The 7,868-nt window shown below is 64.8% G+C and carries 6 protein-coding genes; 5 read left to right on the top strand and 1 reads right to left on the bottom strand.

The window, feature by feature from the left end:
* Positions 1-160: 160 nt before the first annotated feature.
* Together AC1DKD_RS36645 and AC1DKD_RS36640 are read left to right on the top strand one after the other, a co-directional pair.
* Positions 161-679 (top strand): fimbrial protein, encoded by a 519-nt coding sequence (locus AC1DKD_RS36645; RefSeq protein WP_477111567.1) that lies wholly within the window; start codon positions 161-163, stop codon positions 677-679.
* Between the two features lie 138 nt (positions 680-817).
* On the top strand, positions 818-2,239 hold the full coding sequence (locus AC1DKD_RS36640; protein ID WP_477144387.1) for an MATE family efflux transporter: 1,422 nt from the start codon (positions 818-820) through the stop codon (positions 2,237-2,239).
* A gap of 3 nt (positions 2,240-2,242) precedes the next feature.
* Here AC1DKD_RS36640 and AC1DKD_RS36635 read toward each other — a convergent pair whose 3' ends face one another.
* Complete coding sequence (locus AC1DKD_RS36635; protein ID WP_477111568.1) at positions 2,243-4,618, bottom strand: DNA polymerase II; 2,376 nt, start codon at positions 4,616-4,618, stop codon at positions 2,243-2,245.
* A gap of 211 nt (positions 4,619-4,829) precedes the next feature.
* Here AC1DKD_RS36635 and AC1DKD_RS36630 point away from each other — a divergent pair, with 211 nt between their 5' ends.
* From AC1DKD_RS36630 to AC1DKD_RS36620, 3 genes are all read left to right on the top strand, one after another.
* Positions 4,830-5,519, top strand: a complete 690-nt coding sequence (locus AC1DKD_RS36630; protein WP_441633532.1) for an HAD family hydrolase — start codon at positions 4,830-4,832, stop codon at positions 5,517-5,519.
* A 213-nt stretch (positions 5,520-5,732) separates the two neighbouring features.
* Positions 5,733-7,325, top strand: coding sequence for a zinc dependent phospholipase C family protein (locus tag AC1DKD_RS36625; protein WP_477111569.1), 1,593 nt, complete (start codon positions 5,733-5,735; stop codon positions 7,323-7,325).
* 89 nt (positions 7,326-7,414) lie between these two features.
* Positions 7,415-7,828: a DoxX family protein gene (locus AC1DKD_RS36620; protein ID WP_051649119.1), complete on the top strand. Its 414-nt coding sequence runs from the start codon at positions 7,415-7,417 to the stop codon at positions 7,826-7,828.
* The last annotated feature ends 40 nt before the right edge of the window (positions 7,829-7,868 follow it).

Genomic DNA, 7,868 nt, shown 5'->3' with positions numbered 1-7,868 from the left:
GTATTTCATATCGTTTCAAGATGAGTGACCCGGTAATCGGCCAGCAAATGTGTTGGACGCAATATTTCCCAGGCGTCTGCGTAATCGAGTCGGGAGGAATGGTAAACCATACGTTGTCCGTTAGACAGGCTCAATTACCGGCGGCGGGATATTGTCAGGAATGTTTGCGCACTGGTACTATGACGGTGATTATGCCACCTACTCTTGGGGGGGCAGCGTCGTAATACAGCCAACTATCCCGACATGCAAGGTATCGACGCCATCGATTGCGGTCCGTCTTCGAGACGTGAATGTAAACGTCTTTAGCGGAGTCGGAAAGACGTCACCAAACCAGTCTTTTGATATCGTGCTGCAGTGCTCTGGCGGAGATACCGGCACAAAGACAAATATCTATACAACGCTGACCGATCAGACCGATCCGAGTAACGTTTCAGATACCCTGTCCCTTACCAAGGACTCCACTGCATCCGGTGTTGGCATTCAGGTTTTAAATGGGACCACGGTGATCAAATATGGCCCGGATTCCAGCGCCGCAGGTAATAAGAATCAGTGGAAGGCTGGTTCAGCTGGTAATGGTACATTCACTGTACCGCTGACAGCCCGGTACATCCAGACCGCACCCGCGGTGAAAGCCGGAACTGCAAATGGTCGCGCGACTTTCACGATGAGCTATCAGTAACAGGGCAAACGGCCCGCCGCATCGGCGGGGTCGACCTTCTCCACGCGGCTGCGGCGAAACGACACCACGTCGCGAAACGCCCGGGCCGCAATAGCCACGTTCCCGGCCGGCACAGTGGATAGCAGTGGATAGACCATAATGGCGGTCGCCCCAAGCATCCAGCTTCCGCCCCGCACCGTGCCAGACGCCGATAGCCCCTCTTCCTGTCCCGCCAACAGCCCGTCGGGCGTGGCCCCGCCCCTCCCCGTTTCCGGCTGGCACCGCCGCGTCCTGTCACTGGCATTCCCCATCATCCTCGCCAACCTGACGCAGCCCATCCTCGGCGCGGTCGACAGCGCCGTTGCCGGCCACCTGCCGGACCCGGCCTACCTGGGCGGAGTCGCCGCGGGCGGGTTGTTCTTCAGCTTTGTGTTCTGGGGTTTCGGCTTCCTGCGCATGGGCACCACGGGCCTCGTCGCGCAGGCGTTCGGCGCCCGGGACGGCGCGGCGCTGCGCGCGACGGTGGTACGCGCGCTGCTGCTGGCGGCTGTCATCGGCGCCGGCGTCCTGGCGGTGCGGATGCCGCTGATCACGACCGCGCTAGGACTGATCGGCGGCAGCGATACCCTCCAGCACCACGCGCGCGCCTACAGCCACGCGCGGATATGGGCCGCGCCTTTTGCATTGTGCAACTATGTCGTGCTGGGCTACCTGCTTGGCTGCCAGCACGTGCGGCTCGCCTTGCTGACCCAGCTGTTCATCAATGCGGTGAACATCGCCGCGGTGCTGCTCTTCGTCTATGTGTTCGACTGGGGCATCGCTGGAATCGGCGCCGCCACCGCAACCGCCGACGCGTGCGGCTTCGTGCTGGGCGCCGCGTTGCTGTGGCGGCTGCGTCCCCGCGGCCTGCCGCCGCTGCGCTGGGCGGCCATCGCCCACGCGCACGAGCTGCGGCAACTGGTCTACCTCAATCGCGACATCTTTATCCGGACCCTGTGCCTGATCGCCAGCTTTGGCTGGTTCGCGCATGCCGGCGCCAGGCAAGGCGACGTCATCCTCGCGGCCAATGCGCTGCTGCTCAACTTCCAGACCTTCATGGCGTACGCGCTGGATGGCTTTGCGCATGCGGCAGAAGCGCTGGTCGGAGCGGCCATCGGCACGCGGGACCGCCACGCATTCCGGCGCGCGGTCCGGGTCACGATGATCTGGGCGGTGGTCGGCGCGATGGGTTTTTCGCTCGTTTATGCCTGCGCCGGCGAATGGATCATCGCGTGCCTGACCGACCAGCCGGCGGTGCGCGACGCCGCTGTGCGCTTCCTGCCGTGGGCGGTCGCGTTGCCGCTGGTTTCGGTCTGGGGTTTCCTGCTGGATGGCGTCTTTATTGGCGCGACCTGCACCCGCRACCTGATGCACTCGATGGCGCTCTCGTTCGGGGCGTTCATGCTGGCCGCGGTGRCGCTGGCGGGGCCGTTCGGGAATGACGGATTGTGGGCGGCGCTGTTGTTGTTCATGGCAGTGCGCGGGATCACCCTGGCGCGGGTGCTGCCGCGCATCGAGGCCAGCCGTCTGGGCAGTTGCTGACCGTCAGAACAACGCCCTTTGCCGCGTCACCAGGGTCTCGAACGCGTCGCCCAGGAAAGGCAATATGGCATCGGCCACCGGCTGCAGCTGCCGGCTCAGGTAATGCTCATAATCGATCGCGGAGCGCCGCGTCTCAAGCGGCTCCGGGCCCGCGACGGTCATCACATAGCTGATCCAGCCGCCGTTCTGGTACTGCAATGGCCGCCCTTCCTTGCGATTGAATGCATCGGCGACGCGCGCCGCGCGGACGTGCGGCGGCACGTTGCGCTGGTAGTCTTCCAGGGTCCGGCGCAGCCGCTTGCGGTACACCAGCAACGCTTCGAACTCGCCGTTCAAGGTGCGGGCAACGTAGTCCTGCACGTACTCCCGGTACGGCTGCTTCTTGAAAATGCGCTGATACAGCTCTTGCTGGAATTGCTGCGCCAGCGGCGTCCAGTCGGTGCGTACCGTCTCCAGGCCCTTGTAGACCATTTCCTCGCTACCGTCCGCCTTGGCGACCAGCCCCGCGTAGCGCTTCTTGCTGCCCTGCTCGGCGCCGCGCACGGTCGGCATCAGGAAGCGGCGGTAATGGGTCTCGAACTCCAGTTCCAGCGCGCTTTCCAGTCCGAACTGCTGTCGCAGATGCTGCTGCCACCACTGGTTCACATGCTGGACGAGCATGCGGCCGATCTTTGCGGCCTGTTCTTCCGAGTGCGGCTGTTTCAGCCAGACAAAAGTGGAATCGGTGTCGCCGTAGATGACCTGGTAGCCCTGGGCCTCGATCAGTTCGCGCGTCCGGTGCATGATCTCGTGCCCGCGCATGGTGATGGAGGACGCCAGGCGGGGGTCGAAAAAGCGGCAGACGCTCGATCCCAGCACGCCGTAGAACGCATTCATGATGATCTTCAGCGCCTGCGACAGCGGCTTGTTCTGCTCGCGCTTCGCGGCCTCCCGGCCTTGCCAGATCTGGCTGACGATGGCGGGCAGGCAGTGCTTTGTGCGCGAGAAGCGCGCGCCGCGGAAGCCCGGCACCGAATTCGCGTCCGATGGGTCGTCCAGCCCTTCCACCAGCCCGAGCGGATCGATCAGGAAGGTGCGGATGATCGAGGGGTACAGGCTCTTGTAGTCCAGCACCAGCACCGAGTCGTACAGGCCGGGTTGCGAATCCATGACGAAGCCGCCGGGGCTCCCTCCCTCCGGCACCTCGCCCAGGTTCGGCGCCACATAGCCCTGGCGGTGCATCAGCGGCATATACAGGTGCGTAAAGGCCGCGACGGAGCCGCCGCTGCGATCCGCGGGCAGCCCCGTGACGGCGGCGCGTTCCAGCAGGAAGGTCAGCAACTCGGTCTTGGCGAAGATTCGCGTCACCAGCTCGCAGTCCTTCAGGTTGTAGCGCGCCAGTGCCGGCTTGTCCTCGGCGAAGCGGCGGTCGATTTCCGCCATCCGCTGATACGGGTTGTCGATGGATTTCCCCTCGCCCAGCAAGGTCTGGGCGACGTTCTCCAGGCTGAAGGACGGGAAATTCCAGGTGGCGGACCGCAGTGCCTCGATGCCGTCGATAATCAGGCGGCCGGCGGCGGAGGCAAAGAAATGGTTCTCCTTGAACCCGTGCTCGCGCCATTCGAGCAGGCTGCCGCCGCGGCCGAACGCCAGCGGAACCTGATAGCGGTCCGCGTGCTTTTGCAGGACGCGCAAATCGAACTGCACCACGTTCCAGCCGATGATGGCATCGGGATCGTGCACCGCCAGCCATTGGTTCAGCTTTTCCAGCATCAGCGCGCGGGTGGCGCAGTACTCCAGGCCGAAGTCGAGCCCGCTGTCGTCGCCGTTCGGCGGCCCGAGCATATACACCTGGCGCTGGCCGCAGCCTTCGAGCGCGATGGAATACAGATCGCCGTGGGCGGTGGTTTCGATATCCAGCGACACCAGCTTCAGCCGTGGCCGATATTCCGGCGCCGGCCTCATCTGGCTGTTGAGCAACGGGCCATTTTCTCCGGACTCACCGGATTCGCCGGCAAACCATACCGGCGCGGTGATGAACCGCTCCATCAGGTAGCGTTCCGGGGGACGGATGTCGGCCTCGTAGACGCTGACGCCGGCCTCCTTCAGCTGCCTTTCCAGCTTGATCAGCTGGCGATGCTGCTGGCAATACAGCCCCAGTACCGGGCGGCGGTGGAAATCGCGCAGCGGCAGTTCGCGCAGTTCGGCCTGGCGCTCGCCATGCAAGACGATTTCGGCCATCTGGCGGTGTTCGGCGGGGATGAACGCCACCGAAGGCTGCGGGGCCAGGCGGATATGCCGCGGGCCGCTATCGGTTGCCAGCCAGAACTCGACCTCCGTGCCGGCGGGCGTATCGCGCCAGTGTCGAGTCAGAAGAAAACCCTGTTGTCGTTGCGCCACCTGCTGCCTTTGAGAACCTGCCGAACCTGGGGCGGCTATTTTACTGGTCGTTGGAGGCCGGGCGGCATTGTCAGGATGAGTCAGTTGACAGCCCCGGATTCAGGACGATTTGGTGCAGCGCACTTGCGGCAGCTTCCACGCGCGCCCGCGCCGACACCGTATCATGTGCGTGATTTTGCCATTCCCGACTTCATCGTTACCCGTACCGCACATGCAACTCGTACTGTTTGACCTTGACCACACCCTGATTCCCTTCGACAGCGGCTCCACCTGGCTGCGCTACCTGATGCAACTCGGTGTGCTGGACGAAACCGAATTCGCCCCGCAGAACCAGCGCTTCGCCCAGGACTACGTCGACGGCAAACTGGATATCCACGCCTTCCAGCGCTTCTGCATGTCCTTCCTGGCCCGCTACGACCGCGGCGATCTGGAAGCGTGGCGCAGCGCCTTTATYGCCAGCATTGCCGACCGCATCCCGGCGCCGGCACGCGAACTGGTGGACCAGCATCGCGCCGCGGGCGACCTGTGCTGCATCGTGACCGCCACCAACGACTTCGTCGCGCGCGGCTTTGCCGACAGCTTCGGCGTGGAGCACCTGGTGGCCTCGCAGGCGGCCACCATCGGCGACGGCCCGCTGGCCCGGTTCAGCGGCGAGATGATCGGCGTGCCGAGCTTCGGCGCCGGCAAGGTGGGGCGGGTGGCCGACTGGCTCGCCGCGATCGGGCGGCGCTGGGAGGAATTCGAGCGCACGCTGTTCTATTCGGATTCGCTCAATGACCTGCCGCTGCTGGAACATGTCAGCCATCCGGTCGTGGTGGCGCCGGACCCGCGCCTGCGGGCCATCGCGGAGGAACGGGGCTGGCCCGTTGCCGAGCAGGCCGGGCCGCTGGTTGTTGCCTGACTGTGGCGCGTGTAGCGTCCGCGCCAGTGCGGCAATGAGCCAATCGGTCGCGACGCCCACCACCGCCTCGTGATCCGGGCGCTTCAGCAAATGGGCATTTTTTTGCGCATTGCGCGCAGGTCTGCCGCCGCCTATAAATAAGTGCCGGGTGTTGCCCTTCCATGCTGCCCGCATCGCGGCCGATCACGGCCGGCGTGTCGCAAGGAGCCCGTCATGCACCCGTCACGTCTCAACGCCTGTCGCCTCGTGACCATCGTCTGGCTGTGCTTTGCGACGTGCCAGCCGGTCTGGGGCTACGGCTGGACGGGGCACTGGCGAGTCATGGAAGCGGCATGGCCGTCGCTCAGCGCCGGCCTGTGCGACGGCCAATCCGGTCAGCATACCTTCAAGCCTGGCGCGCTGGACCTGACCCGGCAGGAAATCGCGCTCGCCGCGGGCCTGGGCGCTGTCATCGGCGATATCGGCTACATCACCCAGGGCACCGAACAGTTCAGCGACCTGATGCACTACGTCGGCACCGGCAACTACATCGACAACGTCGTCAAGACGACTTGTGAAAAGTACGGTGGCGATCCGGCCATGATCGCCTTCCTCGCGGGGGTGCGATCCCACTACTGGGCGGATCGTGTGGGACATCACGAGGGCACCAACGTCGCCGTGGCTACGCTATCGGCCAAGAACCACGACAAGGCATTGACGCGCGTCGCCTACGAGATGGACATTGCCATGCACAAGCGGCTCGAACTCGGGGCTTTTTCCGTTTACGACCTTCGCTACGGCACCATCCGCGTGGCTACCGGTTTTATTGTTGGCGGCAGCGAGAGCCGCCTCGTCGAGCGAGCGAGATACGTGCTGGCCGTGGCCGCGGAGATGACCTATGGCAAGGCGGGCGCGACGCTGGTGCCAGGCTACGCCACCATCCTGATCTTCCTGTACCACGTCAGCGACAGCGTCTGCCAGACCGCCCACGCGACGTACGGCGAAGGTCCCGCGCGGACCGCCGACCTGCGCGCGATGCTCGACGCGTGCAGGAAGATGGCGCAGACCGTCAAGCCCACCGGCGCGCAGAAAGACCCCGCCTCCGACCAACTGGCCGCCGAGGGCATCCAGTTGGCCAACCGCGCCGGTCTGGAAACGATTTACGAGGCTTCGATCGACAAGGTCACGGTGGCCTTGCGCCACGCGGGCAAGGGACTGCTCGCCAACTACAACCTCGATACCAACCTGCCCTCGGTCGGAGGCCAGTACGCGCATGCGGACGTCGCCTATCGCCGCCTCGGTGCAGCATCCGGTGACCGCTGCGATCCGGCGCATCCCGAGGCTATCGTGACCGGCGCGCTACGTGACTGGCATGGCTACCAGGCCGCCGGGGTCTGCGTGCGCCACGCCGCCAGCGAGGCGATGCGGACCCTTTCGTGCGCCGCGCGCCCGCCGTCGGCCGCGCTGGCGTTGATCGAACGGTACTGGCTGTGGGATCTCACGCTGCCGCCGCGGCCGGGTGGCGCAGCAGCACCGGCAAGCGCGGCAACGCGTGCGGCAACGGCGGCACAGACGACACCGGCCTCCGCCGTCCAGGCCAATTCCTGCCGGCCAGCGAACTTCCGATGGCACCAGACCACTTTTCGCCTGGACGCGCAATGCCTGCTCGGCGCCGAGCCGCCGGCCCGCGCCATTGAGCTCATGCTGGCCTGCCCGGCGGCGCGCAATGGCCGCACCAGGTTGCAGCCGGACGAGGCGCTCGACCGCTTGCGCCTTGCCCCGCGGGAGTACTCGCCGCTGGACCCCGCCACGGGCCTGTACCGCTGATGTCGATCAGCGCCTGCCGCCGAGGCTGGCCGAGTGAAGTCGTTCGATGAATTTCAAGTTTCTTCCTCTGTCGATATCCGAGAATCATCATGGCCACGTCCACAATTTCCCTCACGCCCACGACCGTTTCGCGACTGTACGCTGTCGGCCGCGCCCTTCTTGGCTCTCTCTTTCTGATTTCGGGGTTATTGAAGATCGGCAGCTTCGCGGGCTACTCCGCGTGGATTGCCAGCGCCGAACTGCCGCTGCCGGGCCTGCTGCTGATACTAACCATCGCGATCGAAGTCGGCGCCGGCCTTACCCTTGCCACGGGCTGGAACGCGCGATGGGGCGCACTGGTTCTTGCGCTGTTCCTGGTCCCCACGACCCTGATCTTCCATTGGTTCTGGCGCGCCGATCCCTCAGACGTTGCAAACCAGCTCAACCACATCCTGAAGAACGTCTCAATCCTGGGTGGCATGCTGGTTGTATTCGCGATCGAATCATCACGCAGGCAGAGATGAACCGTTGACTGAGCGTTGGCTGAGCCATGCAGAGTGGCCT

The organism is Cupriavidus sp. 05T313 (genome assembly GCF_056396665.1).
The sequence above is the reverse complement of the archived record's forward strand: the minus strand, read 5'-3'. Positions and strand labels throughout refer to the sequence as shown.